Source organism: Rhodoferax potami (genome assembly GCF_032193765.1).
Taxonomy (GTDB): domain Bacteria; phylum Pseudomonadota; class Gammaproteobacteria; order Burkholderiales; family Burkholderiaceae_C; genus Allorhodoferax; species Allorhodoferax potami.
In genome coordinates this window covers 304522-323978 of the sequence record NZ_JAVBIJ010000001.1, presented here as the reverse complement: position 1 = coordinate 323978, position 19457 = coordinate 304522, and the positions used below count along the sequence as shown (strand labels likewise).

Genomic DNA, 19457 nt, shown 5'->3' with positions numbered 1-19457 from the left:
TTGGGGGGCAGCGACCCGTGCAACGGTGGAGCGTGGGGGCTTTCATCTGCCCAAATAAACTTCAATCACACGCTCATCGGCCTGCACCTGATCCAGCGTGCCCTGGGCCAACACCGAGCCGTCACACAGCACAGTGACGATGTCGCTGATGGTGCGGATAAAGCTCATGTCGTGCTCCACCACCATCAACGAGTGCTTGCCCTTGAGGGTCAAAAACAGCTCGGCGGTGCGCTCGGTTTCCTCGTCGGTCATGCCGGCCACTGGTTCATCCAGCAGCAGCAACTTGGGATCTTGCATCAGCAACATGCCGATCTCCAGCCATTGCTTCTGGCCGTGGCTCAGATTGCCGGCCTGCCGCCCCACACTGTCAGCCAAGTGGATGGTGTGCAGGATCTCTGCCAGCCGGTCCCGCTGGGCAGAGTCCAGCTTGAAAAACATGGAGGCTTTGACGCCCTTATCCGTCTTCAAGGCCAGCTCCAGGTTCTCGAACACCGTGAGTTGCTCAAACACCGTCGGCTTCTGGAACTTGCGCCCAATGCCCAACTGTGCGATCTCTGATTCTTTGTAGCGCAACAAATCGATGGTGCTGCCAAAAAACACAGTGCCGCTGTCGGGCCGGGTTTTGCCGGTGATGATGTCCATCATCGTGGTCTTGCCCGCGCCGTTGGGGCCGATGATGCAACGCAGCTCTCCGGGCGCAATGTCCAAACTCAAGCCGTTGATCGCCTTGAAGCCATCAAAACTCACGTTCACATCCTCCAGATAGAGGATGCGCCCGTGGGTCACATCTACCTCGCCTTGGCTGGCGAGGCGGCCGAAACCAGCGGTACGGCCGCCGGACTCTGTCTGGGCAGTTTGCCCGGCCAGTGCGGCCAGGCGCGCTTCGACCCGGCGTGCGCCTTGTTCCAACAGATCGGGAGTCATGCCTTCCCTCCCTTCAGTTTCTTGATCAAGCCCACCACGCCATCGGGCAGGAACAGGGTGACACCGATGAATAGCGCCCCCAGAAAGTACAGCCAAAACTCGGGGTAGGTCACAGTGAGCCAGCTCTTGGCGCCGTTGACGATAAAGGCGCCGACAATCGGCCCGATCAGCGTCGCCCGCCCACCCACCGCGGCCCAGATAGCAATCTCAATTGAGTTGGCCGGGCTCATCTCACTCGGGTTGATGATGCCGACCTGCGGCACATAGAGCGCGCCGGCCACGCCGCACATCATGGCCGAGATGGTCCAGATGGTGAGCTTGTAGCCCAAGGTGGAGTAGCCGCTGAACATGACACGGCTCTCCGCATCCCGCACCGCCTGCAGCACCCGCCCGAACTTGCTGCCCACCAGCCAGCGGGCCATCAAGAAAAACAGCAGCAAGGTGACAGCCGTCATCACAAACAGGGTCATGCGCATGCTGGAGGTCGCAATCGGAATGTCCAGAATCCGCTTGAAATCGGTGAAGCCGTTGTTGCCACCGAAGCCGGTTTCATTGCGAAAGAACAGCAACATGGCCGCAAACGTCATAGCCTGGGTGATGATGGAGAAATACACCCCCTTGATGCGCGAGCGGAAAGCAAAGTAACCAAACACAAAGGCCACCAGCCCCGGCACGGCAACCACCAAAAACAGCGTGGCACCGAAGCTGCCGGACAGTGCCCAGTGCCATGGCAGCTCTTTCCAGTCCAGGAACACCATGAAGTCCGGCAGGTTGCTTTTGTAGTTGCCGTCCAGCCCGATCTGGCGCATCAGGTACATGCCCATGGCATAGCCACCGAGTGCAAAGAACAGGCCGTGGCCGAGGCTCAAGATCCCTGTGTAACCCCAGATCAAGCCCATCGCGAGGGCACAAATCGAGTAGCACATGATCTTGGCCGTGAGTGCCACCGCAAAGTCGCTCAGGTGTAGCACACTGCCCTCCGGCACCATCAGGTTCAAAACCGGCACCAAGGCGCACAACACGATCAGCGCGGCCAGCCACGCGACCCAGCCGGTGCGGGACAACAGGGGTTGGGGAGTAGGTAAGGTGATGTTGCTCATGCTTCTGCGCTCCGGCCCTTCATGGCAAAAATGCCTTGCGGACGCTTCTGGATAAAGATGATGATGAAGACCAGTACCGCAATCTTGGCCAGCACGGCGCCCGTCCAGCCTTCCAGGAATTTGTTCAAAACACCCAGGCCCATGGCGGCGTAAACCGTGCCCGCCAGTTGGCCCACGCCACCGAGCACCACCACCATGAACGAGTCCACGATGTAGCCTTGGCCCAAGTCCGGCCCGACGTTGCCCACCTGGCTGAGCGCGCAGCCTGCCAGCCCGGCAATACCGGAGCCCAGTGCAAAGGCATAGGTGTCAATGCGGGCCGTGTTCACGCCCATGCAACTGGCAATCGGGCGGTTCTGAGTCACACCGCGGACAAACAGGCCGAGTCGTGTTTTTTCAATCAAAAACCACACGCCAGCCAGTACAGCCACTGCGAAGCCCACAATCACCAAGCGGTTGTAGGGCAGCGAGAGGTTGCCCAGCAGTTGCACACCGCCGCTCATCCAGCTCGGGTTTTCCACACCCACGTTTTGCGCACCAAAGAGGGTGCGCACCAGCTGCATCAGCATCAGGCTGATACCCCAGGTAGCGAGCAAGGTTTCGAGCGGGCGGCCATAGAGAAAACGGATCACGCTGCGCTCCAGGGCCGCGCCCACCAGCGCCGATGCCATGAACGCCACCGGTACCGCCGCCAGCAAGTACCAGTCGAATGCGCCGGGCAGGTATTTTTGGAACAGCACCTGCACCACATAAGTGGCGTAGGCGCCAATCATCATCAGCTCGCCGTGGGCCATGTTGATCACGCCCATCAAGCCGTAGGTAATCGCCAGCCCCAGAGCCACCAGCAGCAAGATGGAGCCCAAGCTCACGCCGCTAAAAATGGCGCCCAGGCGGTCGCCCCAAGCCAGACGCGCCTCCACGGCACCCAAGCCTTTTTGCAGTGCGGCTTTGACGGCACCATCTGTCTCCGCCTGCAGGCGCTCTACGAGCAGTGTTTTGGTAGCGGCTTGGGCGCTGGTGCCGAGTTCAGTGGCAGCGGCCAAACGCTCGGTAGGGTTGTCACTGCCCAGCAGCGCGGCAGCGCGCAGTTGCTGCAGGGCCTCTTTCAAAGCGGGTTCTGTCTCGGTGGCGAGCGCCTTCTCCAGCAAAGGCAGCTTGCCGGTATCGACCTGGCCACCCAGTGTTTGAATGGCGGCACGACGTATCGCCACCTCTGGCGACAAGAGCTTGACCGCGGCCAGCGCGGTGTCGAGCTCGCCGCGCATGCGGTTGTTGTTCATCACGTCTTCCGCCGTGTCCGGCACGGTGACCTCGGCCAGCGTGACCGGGTCGAGGCCTTTGCCATCGATCACCATCACCGGAACCTCGCCCACGAGCTTGACGGCATCATCGGACAGCGCCTGGATAAAGCGCACGGTGCGCGCATCAGCGCTCTCCACCGCCTTCTGCAATGCCGCCACACGCGCATCGCTCTCACCAATTGCAATAGCTTTTGCCTCGTCAGCGCTCAGAGCGCTTGCGCGAGTAGCTATCAAAAGCATAGCAATTGTGAGCAACTGAAGTAATTTTTTTGGCATACGCCAATCTCTCCGGGGTAAAAACAACAAGCCGCCACGCCCTTTTCAAGGCTGTGGCGGCTCTGGCTAAACGCTAGCCTCTCCCTGCCGACGCCTTATTTCTTTGCGGGCTCATCAGGCTTCTTGTCGTTGCCTTCGATGTACGGAGACCATGGCTTGGCTTTCACAGGGCCCGGAGTTTTCCAGACCACGTTGAACTGGCCGTCGGCCTTGATCTCGCCGATGAACACGCTCTTGTGCAAGTGGTGGTTTTTCTCATCCATCTTGGACACGATGCCGCTGGGTGCCTTGAAGGTCTGGCCGGCCATGGCGGCGATCACTTTGTCGGTGTCGGTGGACTTGGCCTTCTCGACGGCTTGTTTCCACATGTTGATACCGATGTAAGTGGCTTCCATCGGGTCGTTGGTCAAAGGCTTGTCCTTGTGACCGGCAATACCCTTGGCCTTGGCGTAGTCAGACCACTTTTTGATGAACTCGGTGTTGGCAGGGTTCTTGATGGATTGGAAGTAATTCCATGCCGCCAAGTGACCGACCAAAGGCTTGGTGTCTACACCGCGCAACTCTTCTTCGCCCACCGAGAAGGCCACCACGGGCACGTCTTTGGCTTTCAGGCCGGCGTTGCCCAGTTCTTTGTAGAAAGGCACGTTGGAGTCGCCGTTGATGGTGGACACCACCGCGGTCTTGCCACCAGCGCTGAATTTCTTAATGTCAGCCACGATGGTCTGGTAATCGCTGTGGCCAAACGGGGTGTATTTTTCGTCGATGTCAGACTCTTTCACGCCCTTGGACTTCAGGTAGGCGCGCAGGATCTTGTTGGTCGTGCGGGGGTACACATAGTCGGTACCCAACAGCACCCAGCGCTTGGCGCCGCCACCTTCTTTGCTCATCAGGTAGTCGACTGCGGGAATGGCTTGCTGGTTAGGCGCAGCACCGGTGTAGAACACGTTTTTGGACAGCTCTTCACCTTCGTATTGAACAGGGTAGAACAACAGGCCGTTCAACTCTTCCACCACAGGCAGCACCGACTTGCGTGACACGGAAGTCCAGCAACCAAAGATGACCGAGACTTTGTCTTGGGTAAGCAGCTGCTTGGTCTTTTCAGCAAACAGGGGCCAGTTGGACGCGGGGTCGACGATGACAGGCTCCAGCTTTTTTCCGAGCACGCCGCCCTTGGCGTTGATCTCGTCAATCGCCATCAGCACGGTGTCTTTCAACACGGTTTCCGAGATGGCCATGGTGCCGGACAGGCTGTGCAGGATACCGACCTTTATCGTGTCTGCAGCCATGGCGGGCACTGCCGACAAGGTGGTAAGGGCGACGGCAGCGGTGAGTGCCTTCAAAGTAAAACGACGTTGCATGTGGGCTTCTCCGGGGGGTTAAACAAATCCATCTCACTTCTCGCGGAACAAACTCAGAAGAGGTTGTGTGATGCGATGGAGTGACTGTAGGTTTGCCCGTCCGAACCGGAAATACGCCTAGTGGCGTACAGCCCGCGCACTGCAGTCAGCCCGAGAGGGCACTAGACGCCCCTGCCGAATGGCGCTATCTTTTGTCGTCCCTGGGCCATCAACCGGATATCCACGGGGCGCTCTTCTTCCACTTTTCAACATTCAGCTTATGAGCAATCGGCGTCAATTCATCGCAAACAGTGTGGCGATCAGTAGCTTGGGCGGCTTGGTGGATGCGCTGGCCATGGGCCAACGCCCCTTGCAAAGCGGCATACGCCGCATCAAGGGCGAGGTGTTTCTCAACGGAGGCGTGGCCCGTATCGAACAAGCGATCTTGCCCGGGGACACCATCAGCACCGGTGCCCTGAGCGAAACGGTGTTTGTGATGGGCGACAACGCTTACCTGCTCCGTGAAAAGAGCAGCCTGCAATTCGCCCAGGACGAGGTGGTGAGTGTGCTGCGGCTGATCAGCGGCAAAGCACTTGCGGTGTTTGGCCCCAGTCCGAAACGCATCGAGACTCGGGCCGCAACCGTCGGTATCCGGGGTACCGCCTGCTACATGGAAGCGCAGGAGACTCAACTCTATTTCTGCCTGTGCTACGGGACTGCAGATATCAAGCCGCTCGCAAACCCCGGCCTCGCGCGGAGCTTGACCACGACCTACCACGACATGCCGATGTACATCAGTTACGACAGCAGCCAACCGGTGTTGCGGCCAGCACCCGTTATCAATCACCGTGACTCGGAGTTGGTCTTACTGGAAGAAACCGTAGGCCGGCAGCCCCCGTTCGTGCAAAAGCCGGCCCAGGAACCCAGCAGCTACTGATTGGCGCGTCGCCGCAGGCCGCCTCGGACTGGCGGCAAATGCCCGTAAAAGTTCACATATCGGCGGTTTTTTGCGTCAGATTGTCCAGAGGACAACAATTGGCGGCCCCTGACGACCGGGAAAAACCTTATTGTTGGCTCAATCCAAAGCAGGGAGCCCCGCCAGAGGGCACAAAACCATGTCAGCCCCACTCAAAACCGCCGCATCACCCCACCAGCTTACTTTTCGCCGCGCCGCGAGAACGTTGATTGCAGCCACTTTGGCTGAATGGGTGCTCGAGGAAGAAGACTGGCTGGGCGCTTGCCGCAAGCGCATCAAAGACCGCATGTCAGATGCCAAACACATGGTGTTTAACAACCAGCGAAAAATCGGCCTGATGCTACTGGGAAGGACCGACGAGATTCCGGCACTGGAAGACAAAAACCGCCAACTGGAGCACGCAGCTCTGGTCTGCGAATATGCCCTCGATATTCTGGACGAGATGGTCTCAGCCCAGACACCGGCTGCACCCGTGTCCCCGCAGCACCGGGCGCTGCCCGCACGCACAGCGCAGCCTGCATTCCGAGAAACGGCTGCAAGCCCCTGAACCGCGCCCGGGCCTCTGGCCCCCTACGTTTAGCTGGCTGTGCCGAAGCGGAAGCTGGACGCTGTCACGCCGCCAAACACCGCTTCGTCGTGGTACACGCACTCTGCAGCGTCGTCGTAGGCGGCGCCCACGGCCACCATCAGCGGCAACAAATGTTCTTCACGCGGATGGCAGATGCGGGCGGCCGGCGCTGACTCCCAGTTCACCAGCGCTTCTGCCCGCACCGCAGGCGTAGCGGCCATGACGTCTTGCAACCAGACGTCAAAGGCCTTGGACGGAGCCCGCCCGCCCGCACCAAAATTGCGCAGGTTGTGATAGCTCAGGCCACTGCCCACGATCAACACATCTTCATCCCGCAACGGCGCCAGCGCACGACCCAACGCAATGTGCTCAGCCGGGTCCAGCCCCGCGCGCAGGGACATTTGCAACACCGGCACTTGTGCATCCGGGTACATCACGGCCAAGGGCACAAAAGTGCCGTGGTCGTAGCCACGCTCGGAGTCCAGCGCCACGGGCAGACCCGCCTCTTGCAGCAGACCCTGTACCCGCGTGGCCAGTTCAGGGGCACCCGGTGCGGGGTACACCACCGAGTAGGTGTGTGCCGGGAAACCGCCGTAGTCGTAGACCATGCCGGGCGCCGGACTGGAGCCCAGGGTAAACGCACGCTCTTCCCAGTGCGCAGTAATGATCAGAACAGCCTTGGGCGTGCGGCCGATCTGGCGCGGCATATCGGCCAGAGCCGTGTCCAAGCTGGCCAGCATCTCGCGCATATCCGCCATCCAAGGCCAAGGGCCACCGCCGTGGGACACAAAGTAGGTGGGCAGTCGGGAAGTCATAGGGTTCTCCTGGTCAAAAGGACGAAATTCACGGGGCTCAAGCGCCCAAATTGATGGTGGCGGCGAGTGGCACCCCGGCAGGCGCTTCATAGTCTGCCAACACCCAGGCGCGCGGACTGTGCGCCGCCGCATCCTGCAGCAGCTCGGTGATGGTGCGTATGGAGGCACGGTCCAAGGCGGCGAAGGGCTCATCCAAGCAGGTGAGCTCCGCACCACTGGCGCAGGCCGCCGTAATCCAAACCTTGCGCTTGGAGCCGGTAGACAGCATGTACATCGGTTTCGCAAGGTGCTCGTCCAGCCCCAAGGCGGACGCCAGCTCGCGGCAGATTTCCGCACGCCACAGGGGCCAGAGGCGCTTGCCTTGCTCCCAAAACTGCAAGGGAGAAGACTGGTCCCAGGCACTGGTGCGTGGGTCCATCCAAAAGGCTTTTCTGCGGTACTGGGCAGGGTCGGTCTGCAGGCCGGTGCCGGCCAGCTGCAGGTTGCTCCCCGGCACCACGAGGTCGCCAGCCAGCATGCGCAGCAAACTCGATTTGCCCCGCCCTTCCCCGCCGGTCACCCAGGTCACTCCGGCTGACAGCTGCACATCCAGCGGGCCCCACAAACGGTGGGGGCCTGCGCTGCAGCGCAAGGCACGGGCGATCAACACGGCAGAAGAGGCGGGCGATTCAGAAGCGGACATAGAGGTACAAGCGGATGACTGGTTGCTATGAAAAATATAGCTGACTGCGCAGATGAATCCTGCGCTAGAGCCTGATTTTGCATAAAAAAAGGCCAGCCTTGCGGCGGGCCTTCAGATCAATCCGCGGGAACGCGGTCTGGTGGCAGATTACTGCTTGATCGCTTCGATAGCGATGGTGATGGTCACGTCGTCGCCCACTGCAGGCGCGAACTTGCCAGCGCCGAATTCGCTGCGCTTGACGGTAGTAGTGGCGTTGGCGCCGATAACGTCTTTCTTGTTCATCGGGTGAGCAGTAGACACGAAGTTGGTCAATTTCAGGGTCACAGGCTTGGTGATGCCCTTGATGGTCAGGTTGCCTTCGACTGCAGCTGGCTTGTCGCCTTCAAACACCACTTTGGTGGACTTGAAAGTCGCGGTTGGGAACTTGGTGGTGTCCAGGAAGTCTTCGCCCTGGATGTGGCCGTTGAAAGCGGACGAACCGGTTTCCACTGTCTTCATGTCGATCACGACATCCACTGCGCCTGTCTTGCCGGCCTTATCAAAAGTCACGGTACCGGTGGTGGTGTTGAAACGGCTTTGCTGATTGGACAAACCAAAGTGGTTGTAAGAAAAGCTGGAGAAAGTGTGGGAAGAGTCAATCGCGTAAGTCGCGGATTGGGCGCTGGCAGCACCGGCGAAAGCGGACAGTGCCAAGGCGGCAGCGATGAGGGAAGTACGCATAAAAACTCCTGATTTACGGGTTGGTTAAAAAGAAACTGGAAAAACTTACATCTTGCCCACGCCGGTCAGCGCGAGCTTGAACTTGACTTGCACGTCGTCAGCGACCATGGAGGTGTCGGCCCACTCGTTCTCGCCGATCTTGAAAGCCAGGCGCTTGAGCGGGAAGGTGCCGGTCACGGTGGTGGTGGCGCCGCTCTGGGCCAAAGCCACCGGCACCACGACGTCGCGGCTATTGCCTTTGATGGCCAGCTTGCCGCTCACTTCAAACTTGCCACCACCCAAGCCTTTGACGGCGGTGGACTGAAAGGTCGCTTGCGGGAACTTGGCGGTGTTGAACCAGTTGGGGCGGGGCAACTCGGCATCGGTCTCGGGCACACCCAGGGTGGCACTGGCAATGTCGACGGTGAATGCGATCTTGCTGGCGTCAGGCTTGGCAGGATCGAAGGCGATTTGCGCATCGAACTTCTTGAAGCGGCCTTCCACCGGCACACCCATCTGCTTGCTTACGAACACGATCTCGCTTTGAGCGGGCACCAGCTTTTGCTGGGCAAAGGCAGATGTGCCGAGGAGTGCAGACGCTGCAATCGCGGTGGACAGAATTACGCGGGAAACCATCATGTCAAATCCAATCAGTTAAAGGGTTCAGTCGCGGCCGGGCAACATGCGGTTGATCAGGCCGTCGCGGTCGATCCACTGGTGCTTGAGTGCAGCGGCAATGTGCAGACCGGCCAGTCCGATCAAGGCAAACGCAGTAAGTTCATGGAAAGGCTTGATCATTTCTGCCAAGGCCTTGTCGACCGGCACAAAGTCAGGCAAAGGCAACACGCCGAACACCACGATCGGGAAACCGGATGCCGAGCTATACGCCCAGCCGATCAGCGGGACCAGGAAAAACAAGGCGTACAGCGCGTGGTGGGTGCCGTGGTGAGCCCAGTGCTGCCATGCGGGCATGGCTTTGGAAATCTTGCCGGGCAATGCGGGCGGGCGGTGTGTCAGGCGCCACAGCAAACGCAAGGCAGACAGCACCAGAATCGTCACACCCGCCCATTTGTGCCAGTTGTAGAGCTTCAAGCGGGTGGGCGAGAAAGGCAAATCGGTCATGTACAGACCGACCGCAAAAATGCCCAGAAGTGCAGCGCCCAGCACCCAATGCAACACGATGGCCGTGAGGCTATAGCGCTTGGTGCCAGCGTCGAAAGAGGAAGTGTGGTTGGATGCCATGCCCCGAAGTCTAGGGGGGCATGAATTGCTGATTTTTGAATCTAATTGATGACTTGATTCAAAAAATATGAACAGTCAGGTTCCCGGCACTCGCTAAAAAAGTGCGGCGGGCGCGACAAACGGCGCGGCTCAGCGCCCTGAACGGCGTATTTCGCGCAGCATGAACAGGTAGAGCCCTTCGACCTTGTCACGCGCCCAAGGAGTTTTACGCAAAAACTTGAGGCTGGAGCCCACGCTGGGCTCAAACGTAAAGCAGCGCACCGGGATGCGCTCACCCAACCCATCCCAGCCATAGTAGTCCGACAGTTCGGTCACGATGGCTTCCAGGGTCTTGCCATGCAAGGGGTTGTTGGCTTGCTTGGGCGGGGCGGGTGGAGATGCATCGGTGCTCATGCGGTGATTGTCGCAGCCTCACCGCATCTCGAACAGTTCCTGGTGAAAGTCCGCAGCCGGCAATCCCTGTGCCACCAGCGCTGCTTTCAGGGCCCGGCCAAAGGCGGGCGGGCCACAGAACCAGACATCGGCCTCACGCCAGTCGGGCACGGCTGCACACAGGCGTGCGGCGTCGAGTCGGCCATCGCGCGCGTCGTGCAACACATGCAAGCGCACGCCGGCGGAGGCTGCGTCATCTTCCATCTTGTCGATGGCGCGCGGGTCCAGCACGGTAGTGGAGTGAAACAGGTCAATCTGCTTGCTGTCCGGGGCACCGGCCAGCGTTTTCATGCGGGCCACAAACGGGGTAATGCCAATGCCCGCCCCCACCCAAATCTGGCGCCGCTTGGGGCCCTGGAAGGTGAACTGACCGTAGGGGCCTTCGATTTCTACCGCATGCCCCACCGCCAGATAGTCGGGCAAAGTGCGGGTGTAGTCGCCCAGCTCTTTGATGAGGAAGGTGATGTGCCCATCGCCCTGCCACGCGGAGCTGATGGTGAAGGGGTGTGCGCCCTCTTTGGTATCGAAATTCACAAACGCAAACTGCCCCGCTTGGTGACCGGGCCAGCGCCCGTCCAGGCGCAGCGCCACGTAGAGCACTTGCAACTCATCAAAGCGCTCCACCGCCTCGATCACCCCCGCCACCTTGCGGTGCTCACCCACTTTGCGGAACAGCACCACCACCGCCGACACCGCACCCGCCAGCATGAGGACGGCCATGAACGGCGCCAGGCCTTGCGCCCAGTAACTGAAGTTCATCAGCACCACCGCATGGAACACCAGCACCAGATAGGTGACAGCCAACACCCGGTGGGTTCGGAAAAACCACTTGTAAGGGAAGCGCTTGATGAGGGCCAAGGCAATCATCAGTACCGTGACATAAAACGCCCACTCGCCCACACCCTCGGCCAGACCGCGCCAGCTCTGAAAGAGTTTGAAAATCTCCACGGTTTGCTCCACCCGCGGTGGGCGCCCACCGGTGGGCTGCGCCATGAGCCCGGACCCGATCAACCACTTCGGTGCGTTGGAGCACAACCAGTGCAAGACGGACACCACCAAGCCGCCAATACCCAGCCATTTGTGCAGGCGGTACATCTTGTCCAGCCCGCCCAGGTAAGGCTCAAACCACACCGGCCGCACCGCCAGCACCATGCCCACACTCATCATGGCCATGCCCAGCAAGCCGGTGTAATTGACCAGCGAATTACGCACCGCGAAAAAGCCCAGCGGGGTGCTCAGCAGCGGGTCTGCCCACAGCCACCACGCGGTCAGCCCCAGCAGCAAACCCCACAACACGTACTTGATTTTTTGCATCCCTTGATCCTTGCTTATCTGAACCAGACCACTTTACAAACCCCACGTAAAGCGGAGGTAAGCGACAGATAGCCTCAAGGCAAACAGGATTGCGCTAGGTCAAACAATCGTCAGTGCGTTAGCCCTCGAACTGGGGATGCAGCTGCCGGATGCGGCTCATGGCCATGCCCGCAGCGGCGGTGCGGGTTTCCACACCGAGCTTCACGAACACGCGCTCGAGGTGTTTTTTGACGGTCATCGGGCTGCTGCCCAGAATGTCGCCAATGTCTTTGTTGGTTTTGCCTTTGACCACCCAGTACAAGACCTCCGCCTCTTTGGCGGTGAGCTTGAATGACAGGCTCATGGCCTCGATCACCGCGGTGTCAGACACCTCCCGCATCACGATGAGCCAGTCGCCGCCGGCATCGCTGTCGCCGATCTGCTGATGCAGACGAAAGGTCAGCCGCTTGGGGCCGCGCTCCAGGCTCAGCTTGGCCGGCTCGTCACCCCGGGCCACAGTTTGCAGGCAGGCCTGCAACCAGCCCAACACTTCGGGCGGTGTGATTGGAGCCTGGGTTCCACAGTAGCGCTCCAGCAGCTCGCGCGCCAAGGGGGTTTGCCACATCAGGCAGCCATCCGCGGCACGCACTGTGATGGTGGCGTAGCCAAAGGCATCGAGCGCATTGCGGGTCTGGCGGCGCTCGCGCGCGCCGGCCAGGTGCACCCCCATGCGGGCCAGCACCTCTTTGGGCTTGATCGGCTTGGTCACATAGTCCACCCCGCCGCTCTCCAGCGCAGCCACCAAGTATTCGGTCTCGGTGAGGCCGGTCATAAAGATGATGGGGATATGCGTGGTTTGCGGCGCCGCCTTGAGCCGGCGTGCCACCTCAAAACCATCCATGCCGGGCATCATGGCGTCCAGCAAAATCACGTCGGGCAGTGCCTGAATGGCGCGCATCAGGGCAGCCTCACCGGAGGTGGCAATCAAAACGGTGTAGCCCGACTCGTCAAGGGCATCGTGTAAGACGGCCAAGTTGTCAGGCACATCGTCCACGATGAGGACCACATCGCTGTTGGCACGGTCCAGCGTGCCGTCCAGGCGGGCTGTGTCCGGCGGGGTGTCAGCGGGGTTCATCAGCGGAGCAGGCATCGAGCACCTTTTGCAATTGGTCAGACATCGTTTCAAACTGGTACTGGCGGGCCAAGGCCTCCTGCTGTTGCAGGAAGGTTGTGCTCGCCGGATAGCGGGTCTGCAGTGACTGCAGCAAATTCATCACGCCGCGGTAGTAGCCCAGCTGGGCCACCTCCAGCAAGGCGCGGGCAGCCTCGGCCGGTAGCGCGGGCGTGGACACCACAGCGGCAACTGCCAGCGGCACATCCATCACCTCCGGGGCGGCTGCAGGCGCGGGCTTGTCGATCCACACCAACTCCAGCCTGCGCTCCAGCCAATCCAACAGCTCGCTGTGGCGCACCGGCTTCACAATGAAATCCTCGGGCGGCAAGCCCAAGCCGTTGTCGAGCCCGCGATCGAACGCATTGGCCGACACGATGGCGACCTGCGGCTGGCTGCCCCCCAGTGCCGGGTTGGAGCGGATGCGGCGCAAAGTCTCCCAGCCATCAATGCCGGGCATGGCCAAATCGAGTAACACCACATCAGGCTGCAGTCCGGCCGCCATGAGGTCCAGCCCATCGTGGCCGCTGGCAGCGGTACGCACATCAAAACCCAAAGGCTGCAGAAGGCTCACCAAAAGCTCGCGGTCGGCCTCTTCGTTGTCGACCACCAGCACCTTGCGCCGGGCACCGGCATAAGCCAGCCGGGTTTTGCTGGCGCGCGCCGCCGGGCGGGTTGCGCTAGCTGGCATGTGCAGCTCCGGCAAAAAAAGGCGCACTTTAAACACACTGCCCTGACCGGGCACACTGTTGGCGGTGAGCTCGCCCCCCATCAGGTCGGTCAGCATCTTGGCAATCGTGAGCCCCAGGCCTGAGCCGCCGGACGCAACCGCTACCCCGGATGCCGCGGTGGAGCCCCGCGTGAAGGGCTCAAAAATCCGATCCAACTCTTCGGCGCGCATCCCGGGGCCGGTGTCATGGATCTCGATGTGCGCCATCTCGCGGGCATAGCGCAGCACCAGGCGCACGCGGCCAGTAGCGGTGAACTTGATGGCATTGCCCAGCAGGTTGATACAGATCTGGCGCAGGCGCTTTTCGTCGGCCCGCACCCACTCGGGCACATTGCCCACGACCTCGAAGTGAAACTGCAGCCCCTTGCCGGCAGCCTGTAACTCAAACATGCCGGCCAGCTCTGCCATGCCGTTGGCAAACTGCATCGGCTTCACATTCAGGGTGAGCTTGCCGCTCTCGATGTGTGCCATATCCAGCGTGCCCTCGATCAGCGAGAGCAGGTGCTCGCCGCCGCGCTTGATCACACTCACTGCCTGCTTGCGGTGGGGTGGAATAGCCGCATCCTCCCCCATCAACTGTGCATAACCCAGGATGCTGTTGAGCGGCGTGCGCAGCTCATGGCTGATGGCGCTGATATAGCGGCTCTTGGCCTGGTTGGCCGCCTCGGCGGCGAGACGCGCCTGCTCGGCCACCCGCTTGGCTTCTTGCAGGGCAATATCCGTCTGGCGGTGCGACTCGATCTCTTGCAGCAACAAATGACTTTGGCGGTTGGACTCTTCTTGCGCCACTTGGCGGCTCTTGTGCGCCAGCACCAGCCACCACGCCACGATGCACGACATCAACAAAAGCGCTGCGAAGGTTTTGCTGAAACCCGCGCGCAGCGCGACTGCCACGCTGTCGCGGTGCTCAGCCCAGACCGCGAGGTTGCCCATCTCTTGCTGGTAGAACATGGCAAACACGGTGGCCAGGATTGGCAAGATCACCAGCATCAACAACAAAAAGTGCCCGAGCCCCGTATCCAGAAAAGGCCACACACGCCGCGGCAACAGCCAGCGCAAAGTCGCAGACCATTGCGTGGCTAAGTTGGCGTGTGGTTTACACATGTCGCCACAGCGCGCATCCAGCGTGCAGCAGAGCGAGCAAATCGCGCCCTGATAGGCCGGGCAATGGGCCATGTCGGGGCCTTCATACTCGCGCTCGCAAATGACGCAACGCTGCACTTGGGGTGTCCGTCCGAACGCTGGAGTTTGGGTGGCAATGCGTTTTGCGGAGGTCAAGGAGGAGCCTGCGCAGCAGGCGGGGGACACGGAGCAAAGCGGGTTGCCATCCAAACCTCCGTCGCTTGCGCGCGCAAGGTAGTACTTGCCTTTGGTCCACCACGCAATCAAGGGCGAAGTCACCATGGCCGTGACTAAGGCCACCACCGCCGAGAAAGCCTTGGCCAGTTCCCCGAAGAGCCCCAAGTAAGCCAAGATGGACAGCAAGGACGCCATGGCCATGGCCCCCACGCCCACGGGGTTGATGTCGTACAGATGCGCCCGCTTGAACTCAATGCCTTTGGGTGAAAGACCAAGGGGCTTGTTGATCACCAGGTCCGCCACCACGGCCATGATCCAGGCGATGGCGATGTTGGAGTACAGGCCCAACACCTCGCCCAGCGCCTGAAACACATTCATCTCCATCAACATGAAGGCGATCACGCTGTTGAACAGCACCCACACCACCCGCCCGGGGTGGCTGTGCGTGAGGCGGGAGAAGAAGTTGCTCCACGCCAGCGAGCCGGCATAAGCGTTGGTGACATTGATTTTGAGCTGCGAGATCACCACGAACACCGCCGTCGCAGCTACCGCCCAGCCCAGGGTCGGGAAGACGTATTCGTAGGCCGCGAGGTACATCTGGTTGGGGTCTACCGCGCGGTCTGTCGGAACGCTTGCCCGGATAGCCAAGTACGCCAGGAAGGCCCCGCCCAGCATTTTGACCACGCCAAGCACCACCCAGCCCGGCCCGCCTACCAACACACCAGCCCACCAGGAGACCCGGTTGGCTGCGGTGCGCTGGGGCATAAAGCGGAGGTAGTCGGCCTGCTCGCCCATCTGGGTCATGAGGGCAATGCCCACCGTCAGAGCAGCACCAAACAGGTGCAAGTCAAAGCCACCCGCAGGGCCTTTCTCACCAGCGTAGTGCGTGATGCCCGCAAAAGCCTGTGGGTCGCGCACCAAAACAAAGCCGAACGGCACGATCAGCATGATCAGCCACAGAGGCTGCGTCCAGATTTGCAGCCGGCTGATGGCGGACACCCCGTGGGTAACCAGGGGGATCACCACCACCGCGCAAATCAGGTAACCCCAGGTGGGCGGTATGTCCAGGGCCAGCTCCAGCGCATAGGCCATGACGGCCGCCTCCAGCGCGAAAAAAATAAAGGTAAACGACGCGTAGATCAGCGAAGTGAGCGTGGAGCCGATGTAACCAAAGCCCGCGCCGCGGGTCAGCAAATCCATGTCCACCCCGTAGCGTGCGGCGTACACGCTGATGGGCAAACCCGCCAGAAAGATCACCAGCCCCGTCATCAGAATCGCCCAGAAGGCATTCACAAAGCCGTATTGCACCAAGAGGGTGGCGCCCACCGCTTCAAGGATCAGAAACGAAGCTGCACCGAAAGCGGTGTTGGCCACCCGCCACTCCGACCACTTGCGAAAGCGCTGCGGCGTGAAGCGCAGGGCGTAGTCCTCCATGGTCTCGCTGGCCACCCAGTTGTTGTAGTCGCGGCGAATTTTGACCACCCGCTGGGCGGGTGCTTCGGGCGGCGGAGGGGGTGGGAGGTCGATGGGCACAGCTGGCAGGGTGCAGTTTCCATGCCACCAGCATGCGACCTTTGGCGTATGGCACCACCACAGGGCACGGGGCTTGCTTAGGATGCACCATCTGCAGACATACCGGACCGACCATGGAACTGACCCCTCGTGAAAAAGACAAGCTCATGCTGTTTACCGCCGGATTGCTGGCGGAACGCCGCAAAGCCCGTGGCCTCAAACTCAATTACCCCGAGGCAGTCGCCCTGATCAGCTGCGCCGTAATGGAAGGCGCGCGCGACGGCAAAACCGTGGCCCAACTGATGAGCGAAGGCCGCGCCGTGCTGACCCGCGACGACGTGATGGACGGCATCGCCGAAATGATCCCCGACATCCAGATCGAAGCCACCTTCCCCGACGGCACCAAGCTCGTCACTGTCCACCAGCCGATCGTCTGACCCCCTATCCGGAGAATGCCATGTCCAAATCCTTGAAATCCGCTCTTCTTTTGATAGCTGCCGGCGCAGTATCTACGAGCGCTAACGCCCATATTGGCACTGAATTGCACAACCACAGCAGCTTCATGACCGGCCTGCTGCACCCCTTGGGTGGCCTGGACCACTTGCTGGCCATGCTGGCTGTGGGCATCTGGAGCGCCGTGTCGGCTCGCCGCGCCGGGCCCGCCTTGCTGTGGGGGCCACTCGCCTTTGCCAACATGCTGGTGCTGGGCGCTCTGATGGGCCTGCAAGGCATGGGCGGCGCAGTCGTGGAGCCCTTGGTGGCAGCCTCGGTGCTGGCGCTGGGCTTGCTGGTGCTGACCCGCCAAGGCATGAACGCTGTGGCATCCATGGCACTGGTGGGTGGCTTTGCGGTGTTCCACGGTCTGGCGCACGGTACTGAACTGGCTGCGACCGGCAACGCATGGGCCGCAGTGGCGGGCATGTTTGCCACCACCATCGCGCTGCACCTGACTGGCGTGGCATTGGGCTGGACCTTGCGCGCTGCGCCAGCGTGGACCACACGCGCTACCGGTGCTGCAGTGGCGGTATCAGGCATGGCGCTCTTGTTGAAACTGGCGTGAAGGACAGCCCCATGATCCCTGGCGAACTCATTCTTGACGACGGCGAACACCTGCTCAACACCGGCCGCCGCACCGTGACGGTGGTGGTGCAGAACCAGTCGGACCGGCCTATCCAGGTCGGCTCGCACTACCACTTTGCAGAGACCAATGGCGCGCTCGGCTTTGACCGTGCGGTGGCGCAAGGCATGCGCCTGAACATCGCTTCCGGCTCGGCCGTGCGCTTTGAGCCCGGCCAACAACGCACTGTGGAGCTGGTGGAGATAGCCGGCGACAGAATGATTTACGGCTTTCGTGGCCTGGTGCAAGGGAGTCTTTAACCATGGCAACCATCGGACGCCGCGCCTACGCGGAAATCTTTGGCCCCACCACTGGCGACCGCGTGCGCCTGGCGGATACCGGCCTGATCATTGAGGTCGAAAAAGACTACACCTTGGCCGCAGGCGCTTACGGTGAAGAGGTCAAGTTCGGCGGCGGCAAAACCATCCGCGACGGCATGGCGCAAAGTCAGCGCACCAGGGCGGAAGGTGCGGTGGACTGCGTGCTGACCAACGCCCTCATCCTCGACCACTGGGGCATCGTCAAAGCCGATATCGGCCTCAAGGGCGGGCGCATTGCAGCGATCGGCAAAGCCGGCAACCCTGACACGCAGCCGGGTGTGGACATCATCATCGGACCAGGGACTGAGATCATCAGCTGCGAGGGCAACATCGTCACCGCAGGTGGCATTGACTGCCATATTCACTTCATCTGCCCGCAGCAGATTGAAGAAGCACTCTCCAGCGGCGTGACCACCATGATGGGTGGCGGCACGGGTCCAGCCACCGGCACCTTTGCCACCACCTGCACCCCCGGCCCATGGAACATAGAGCGCATGCTGCAAGCGGCCGATGCCTTCCCCATGAACCTCGGCTTTTTTGGCAAGGGCAATGCCAGCCTGCCCGGCGCACTGCATGAGCAAATCAACGCCGGTGTGATCGGCCTCAAGCTGCATGAAGACTGGGGCAGCACGCCCGCAGCCATCAGCAACTGTCTGGATGTGGCTGACGAAACCGAGATTCAGGTAGCCCTGCACTCAGACACGCTCAACGAATCCGGCTTTGTGGAGAACACGATTGAAGCCACCAAAGGCCGTGGCCTGTGCGCCTTCCACACCGAGGGTGCGGGCGGCGGCCACGCCCCTGACATCCTGAAGGTCGTGGGCCAGGCGAACTTTCTGCCCAGCTCCACCAACCCCACCATGCCCTACACCCAGAACACGCTGGACGAGCATGTAGACATGCTGATGGTCTGCCACCACTTGGACGCGGGCATTGCCGAAGACCTGGCCTTTGCTGAGAGCCGCATTCGCAAGGAAACCATTGCGGCGGAAGACATCCTTCACGACATGGGCGCGATCTCCATGATGAGCAGCGACAGCCAGGCCATGGGCCGCGTGGGCGAAGTCATCATCCGCACATGGCAGACCGCCGACAAGATGAAGTCACAACGCGGCAGCTTGCCAGAAGACAGCAGCCGCAACGACAACTTCCGCGTCAAACGGTATGTGGCCAAGTACACCATCAACCCTGCCATTTCGCACGGCATCAGCCACGAAGTGGGCAGCATCGAAGTCGGCAAGTGGGCCGACCTGGTGATCTACAAGCCCGCCTTCTTCGGCGTCAAACCCGCGCTGATCTTGAAGGGTGGATTCATCGCCCACGCCGCCATGGGCGACCCGAACGCGTCCATCCCCACCCCGCAGCCGGTGCACTACCGGCCGATGTTCGGCAGCTTCGGTGGCGCGCTGCACCGCGGTTCGCTGACCTTTGTGTCGCAATCGGGTTTGAATGCTGGCATCAAGGAACGCTTTGGCCTGGCCAAAAACGTGGCAGCGGTGAAAAACATCCGCGGCATACGCAAGCAGCACATGATCCACAACAGCTACCTGCCCACCATGGAGATCGACGCGCAAACCTACAGCGTGCGCGCCGACGGCCAACTGCTGACGTGTGAGCCGGCGCTCAAGCTGCCCATGGCACAGCGCTACTTTTTGTTTTGAGC

The 19457-nt window shown here is 61.0% G+C and carries 19 protein-coding genes; 6 read left to right on the top strand and 13 right to left on the bottom strand.

Annotation, left to right across the window (positions count from 1 at the left end; genetic code table 11):
• Window positions 1-42 precede the first annotated feature (42 nt).
• From urtD to urtA, 4 genes are all read right to left on the bottom strand, one after another.
• On the bottom strand, window positions 43-924 hold the full coding sequence (gene urtD / locus RAE21_RS01580) for an urea ABC transporter ATP-binding protein UrtD (RefSeq protein WP_313879841.1): 882 nt from the start codon (window positions 922-924) through the stop codon (window positions 43-45).
• On the bottom strand, window positions 921-2024 hold the full coding sequence (urtC, locus tag RAE21_RS01575) for an urea ABC transporter permease subunit UrtC (protein WP_313879840.1): 1104 nt from the start codon (window positions 2022-2024) through the stop codon (window positions 921-923). The genes urtD and urtC overlap by 4 nt, the downstream gene beginning before the upstream one ends.
• Window positions 2021-3601 carry an urea ABC transporter permease subunit UrtB gene (gene urtB, locus RAE21_RS01570; RefSeq protein WP_313879839.1) on the bottom strand — a complete coding sequence of 527 codons (1581 nt, stop codon included), beginning with the start codon at window positions 3599-3601 and terminating at the stop codon, window positions 2021-2023. Before urtB ends, urtC begins: the two co-directional genes overlap by 4 nt.
• 95 nt (window positions 3602-3696) lie before the next feature.
• Window positions 3697-4959, bottom strand: a complete 1263-nt coding sequence (gene urtA / locus RAE21_RS01565) for an urea ABC transporter substrate-binding protein (RefSeq protein ID WP_313879838.1) — start codon at window positions 4957-4959, stop codon at window positions 3697-3699.
• Between the two features lie 259 nt (window positions 4960-5218).
• Here urtA and RAE21_RS01560 point away from each other — a divergent pair, with 259 nt between their 5' ends.
• Together RAE21_RS01560 and RAE21_RS01555 are read left to right on the top strand one after the other, a co-directional pair.
• Window positions 5219-5875, top strand: a complete 657-nt coding sequence (locus RAE21_RS01560) for a FecR domain-containing protein (protein WP_313879837.1) — start codon at window positions 5219-5221, stop codon at window positions 5873-5875.
• A gap of 178 nt (window positions 5876-6053) precedes the next feature.
• Window positions 6054-6461, top strand: coding sequence for a hypothetical protein (locus RAE21_RS01555; RefSeq protein WP_313879836.1), 408 nt, complete (start codon window positions 6054-6056; stop codon window positions 6459-6461).
• Between the two features lie 29 nt (window positions 6462-6490).
• Here RAE21_RS01555 and RAE21_RS01550 read toward each other — a convergent pair whose 3' ends face one another.
• The 9 genes from RAE21_RS01550 to RAE21_RS01510 form a co-directional block, all read right to left on the bottom strand.
• Entirely contained in the window at window positions 6491-7297 is an 807-nt protein-coding gene (locus RAE21_RS01550) for a DODA-type extradiol aromatic ring-opening family dioxygenase (RefSeq protein WP_313879835.1), read from the bottom strand.
• A gap of 37 nt (window positions 7298-7334) precedes the next feature.
• The gene (locus RAE21_RS01545; protein WP_313879833.1) at window positions 7335-7979 is read right to left on the bottom strand and encodes an ABC transporter ATP-binding protein; all 645 of its coding nucleotides are present in this window, start codon (window positions 7977-7979) and stop codon (window positions 7335-7337) included.
• 147 nt (window positions 7980-8126) lie between these two features.
• Window positions 8127-8699 (bottom strand): YceI family protein, encoded by a 573-nt coding sequence (locus RAE21_RS01540; protein ID WP_313879832.1) that lies wholly within the window; start codon window positions 8697-8699, stop codon window positions 8127-8129.
• A gap of 45 nt (window positions 8700-8744) precedes the next feature.
• Window positions 8745-9314, bottom strand: a complete 570-nt coding sequence (locus RAE21_RS01535) for a YceI family protein (protein ID WP_428984051.1) — start codon at window positions 9312-9314, stop codon at window positions 8745-8747.
• Between the two features lie 27 nt (window positions 9315-9341).
• Window positions 9342-9920: a cytochrome b gene (locus RAE21_RS01530; protein WP_313879830.1), complete on the bottom strand. Its 579-nt coding sequence runs from the start codon at window positions 9918-9920 to the stop codon at window positions 9342-9344.
• Window positions 9921-10049: 129 nt separating this feature from the next.
• Window positions 10050-10313: a VF530 family protein gene (locus RAE21_RS01525; protein WP_313879828.1), complete on the bottom strand. Its 264-nt coding sequence runs from the start codon at window positions 10311-10313 to the stop codon at window positions 10050-10052.
• Between the two features lie 18 nt (window positions 10314-10331).
• Entirely contained in the window at window positions 10332-11666 is a 1335-nt protein-coding gene (locus RAE21_RS01520; protein ID WP_313879827.1) for a ferredoxin reductase family protein, read from the bottom strand.
• Between the two features lie 118 nt (window positions 11667-11784).
• Window positions 11785-12780 carry a response regulator gene (locus RAE21_RS01515; protein WP_313882626.1) on the bottom strand — a complete coding sequence of 332 codons (996 nt, stop codon included), beginning with the start codon at window positions 12778-12780 and terminating at the stop codon, window positions 11785-11787.
• Window positions 12767-16387 (bottom strand): hybrid sensor histidine kinase/response regulator, encoded by a 3621-nt coding sequence (locus RAE21_RS01510; RefSeq protein ID WP_428984050.1) that lies wholly within the window; start codon window positions 16385-16387, stop codon window positions 12767-12769. The genes RAE21_RS01515 and RAE21_RS01510 overlap by 14 nt, the downstream gene beginning before the upstream one ends.
• 104 nt (window positions 16388-16491) lie before the next feature.
• Here RAE21_RS01510 and ureA point away from each other — a divergent pair, with 104 nt between their 5' ends.
• Genes ureA through ureC form a run of 4 tightly spaced genes read left to right on the top strand, consistent with a single transcriptional unit; the run spans window position 16492 to window position 19455 of the window.
• Window positions 16492-16794, top strand: coding sequence for an urease subunit gamma (gene ureA / locus RAE21_RS01505; RefSeq protein ID WP_313879825.1), 303 nt, complete (start codon window positions 16492-16494; stop codon window positions 16792-16794).
• A 20-nt stretch (window positions 16795-16814) separates the two neighbouring features.
• Window positions 16815-17417 (top strand): HupE/UreJ family protein, encoded by a 603-nt coding sequence (locus tag RAE21_RS01500; protein WP_313879824.1) that lies wholly within the window; start codon window positions 16815-16817, stop codon window positions 17415-17417.
• A gap of 11 nt (window positions 17418-17428) precedes the next feature.
• Entirely contained in the window at window positions 17429-17734 is a 306-nt protein-coding gene (locus RAE21_RS01495; RefSeq protein ID WP_313879823.1) for an urease subunit beta, read from the top strand.
• A 2-nt stretch (window positions 17735-17736) separates the two neighbouring features.
• A complete protein-coding gene (gene ureC, locus RAE21_RS01490; protein ID WP_313879822.1) occupies window positions 17737-19455 on the top strand; it encodes an urease subunit alpha in 1719 nt (572 codons plus the stop codon).
• Window positions 19456-19457: the final 2 nt, after the last annotated feature.

Bases quoted from the DNA above. Each gene is read 5' to 3' on its own strand.
- urtB (WP_313879839.1), bottom strand. From the start codon at position 3,601: ATGCCAAAAAAATTACTTCAGTTGCTCACAATTGCTATGCTTTTGATA.
- RAE21_RS01525 (WP_313879828.1), bottom strand. From the start codon at position 10,313: ATGAGCACCGATGCATCTCCACCCGCCCCGCCCAAGCAAGCCAACAAC.
- RAE21_RS01520 (WP_313879827.1), bottom strand. From the start codon at position 11,666: ATGCAAAAAATCAAGTACGTGTTGTGGGGTTTGCTGCTGGGGCTGACC.
- RAE21_RS01515 (WP_313882626.1), bottom strand. From the start codon at position 12,780: ATGAACCCCGCTGACACCCCGCCGGACACAGCCCGCCTGGACGGCACG.
- RAE21_RS01530 (WP_313879830.1), bottom strand. From the start codon at position 9,920: ATGGCATCCAACCACACTTCCTCTTTCGACGCTGGCACCAAGCGCTAT.
- RAE21_RS01495 (WP_313879823.1), top strand. From the start codon at position 17,429: ATGATCCCTGGCGAACTCATTCTTGACGACGGCGAACACCTGCTCAAC.
- RAE21_RS01540 (WP_313879832.1), bottom strand. From the start codon at position 8,699: ATGCGTACTTCCCTCATCGCTGCCGCCTTGGCACTGTCCGCTTTCGCC.
- urtC (WP_313879840.1), bottom strand. From the start codon at position 2,024: ATGAGCAACATCACCTTACCTACTCCCCAACCCCTGTTGTCCCGCACC.
- RAE21_RS01550 (WP_313879835.1), bottom strand. From the start codon at position 7,297: ATGACTTCCCGACTGCCCACCTACTTTGTGTCCCACGGCGGTGGCCCT.
- RAE21_RS01535 (WP_428984051.1), bottom strand. From the start codon at position 9,314: ATGGTTTCCCGCGTAATTCTGTCCACCGCGATTGCAGCGTCTGCACTC.
- ureA (WP_313879825.1), top strand. From the start codon at position 16,492: ATGGAACTGACCCCTCGTGAAAAAGACAAGCTCATGCTGTTTACCGCC.
- ureC (WP_313879822.1), top strand. From the start codon at position 17,737: ATGGCAACCATCGGACGCCGCGCCTACGCGGAAATCTTTGGCCCCACC.
- RAE21_RS01500 (WP_313879824.1), top strand. From the start codon at position 16,815: ATGTCCAAATCCTTGAAATCCGCTCTTCTTTTGATAGCTGCCGGCGCA.
- RAE21_RS01545 (WP_313879833.1), bottom strand. From the start codon at position 7,979: ATGTCCGCTTCTGAATCGCCCGCCTCTTCTGCCGTGTTGATCGCCCGT.
- urtA (WP_313879838.1), bottom strand. From the start codon at position 4,959: ATGCAACGTCGTTTTACTTTGAAGGCACTCACCGCTGCCGTCGCCCTT.
- RAE21_RS01555 (WP_313879836.1), top strand. From the start codon at position 6,054: ATGTCAGCCCCACTCAAAACCGCCGCATCACCCCACCAGCTTACTTTT.
- urtD (WP_313879841.1), bottom strand. From the start codon at position 924: ATGACTCCCGATCTGTTGGAACAAGGCGCACGCCGGGTCGAAGCGCGC.
- RAE21_RS01560 (WP_313879837.1), top strand. From the start codon at position 5,219: ATGAGCAATCGGCGTCAATTCATCGCAAACAGTGTGGCGATCAGTAGC.